This is a genomic window from Cellulophaga geojensis KL-A (genome assembly GCF_000568425.1).
Taxonomy (GTDB): Bacteria; Bacteroidota; Bacteroidia; order Flavobacteriales; family Flavobacteriaceae; genus Cellulophaga; species Cellulophaga lytica.
Map to the genome: position 1 here is coordinate 1 of NZ_ARZX01000064.1, position 1,463 is coordinate 1,463.

Consider the following 1,463-nt stretch of genomic DNA (forward strand, 5'->3'; position numbering starts at 1 on the left):
CCGCCGTAATTGCGGTTATACATTGTTGTACGCTGGCTTTTTTATCCGTTTAATTATTCTAATCAGACTTGGAATAATTGCAAATATTGCGCTTAAACCTAAAATCAGTCCGTAATTTATATCATTCCAGTGTAATTTTCTAATTCCATTGTCACAAGCAGTACATTCCACAACTTTTAGGTTTGCATCTAAAGAGGAAAATCCGAGAATTAAAATTCCGAAAATCAGAAGGCTAATTATTATGTTTTTCAAATAATCAGCGAGTTTTTGATTCAGATTGTCAAGCATTAAAATTAGAAGTCCAATTCCGAACGTCAGGAAATAAAGTTTATTCGAGAAAACAAAAAAGTTTTTTTCAACAAGTTGAATTTTGTCAGAAGTTGACCATTTAAAAATGTCCTGAATTATTCCACGAAAAAAAGATTCGGAAGAGTAGGCTATGATAATTCCGATTACAAATGCTAATATTCCAAATATTATCTTTTTTGTCAATTTCAAGTGAGTTTTGGCTTGCGTACAACGTCTCGGCTATGGTTAGTACGGGAATTAAAAGTAATTAATTTCCGATTAAGCACTTAGCCAAATCTTTTTATTTTGTTTTATCTTTTTTATTTTAAAGCCAAATCAAAAGATTTGGCGGACTTAGTTAAAAGCTCTAAACTTCGAGTTAAGCACCAAAACCCGTATTAATTATAGCCAATGTTACCACACGTTTTCCCTACACAATACCATTTTATACTTCTTATTGTTTTGAGTCTTTAAGAACGAAATATCCGTATTCAAAAGCCTGATATAAAGAAGTAAAGGAATAGTATTCTTCAGTCTGAGGTTCAATTGGGTTTGGGTTTTCCAACCAGTCATTTAAATCACGTAGAACATCATCAGTAAAGTGATTAGTTAGTTCCTTTAATTCGTTGACTGATGAATTGTCAATCTTTTCACTTCGGTATCCATCATCTCCAATTCCCCATTCTTTTGCAATTGGAATAAGAAAATGGAGTGTTTTCGGTATATTTTCTTTGTTCATTTTAGTCAAGCTATTTCAGAGTACTTTCGTAAACTCCTTTATATTCAATTCTGTCTGTCGATTTTAATTCAGCATTTTCGCTATTAATTGCTTTTTCAAATATTAAGATGAGTTCCTTCCCTTTAAGTTCCGTTTTTAAGTGCTTTATGTCTTCAGAATTTTCAATCATTCCGCATAGATATTCAAATTTGTTTTCATCCGTTATCGTTTCAATAAAATCTCCGTCTAGATAGCATTTTAAATCAGATTCCATTTTCCATTTTGGATTGTTATTTTCCCATAAGGCGTATTCTTCATCAGATGCAGTTTCGTCAGGTTCAGGTTCCCAATACGATTCAGTATATGAAGTAGCTTCTTTTCTGCTATTAAACTCCCCTAAAAATACGTGAACTTTCATTTATTCGATATTTTTTCTCAAATGTGTGGTAACGGTAGG

At 32.1% G+C, this 1,463-nt stretch carries 3 protein-coding genes; all 3 read right to left on the reverse strand.

Annotation, left to right across the window (positions count from 1 at the left end; genetic code table 11):
• Positions 1–15: 15 nt before the first annotated feature.
• Positions 16–492: a hypothetical protein gene (locus KLA_RS17155; protein WP_152536880.1), complete on the reverse strand. Its 477-nt coding sequence runs from the start codon at positions 490–492 to the stop codon at positions 16–18.
• A gap of 250 nt (positions 493–742) precedes the next feature.
• On the reverse strand, positions 743–1,027 hold the full coding sequence (locus KLA_RS17160; protein WP_034647383.1) for a hypothetical protein: 285 nt from the start codon (positions 1,025–1,027) through the stop codon (positions 743–745).
• A gap of 10 nt (positions 1,028–1,037) precedes the next feature.
• A complete protein-coding gene (locus KLA_RS17760; RefSeq protein ID WP_051456155.1) occupies positions 1,038–1,424 on the reverse strand; it encodes a hypothetical protein in 387 nt (128 codons plus the stop codon).
• Positions 1,425–1,463: the final 39 nt, after the last annotated feature.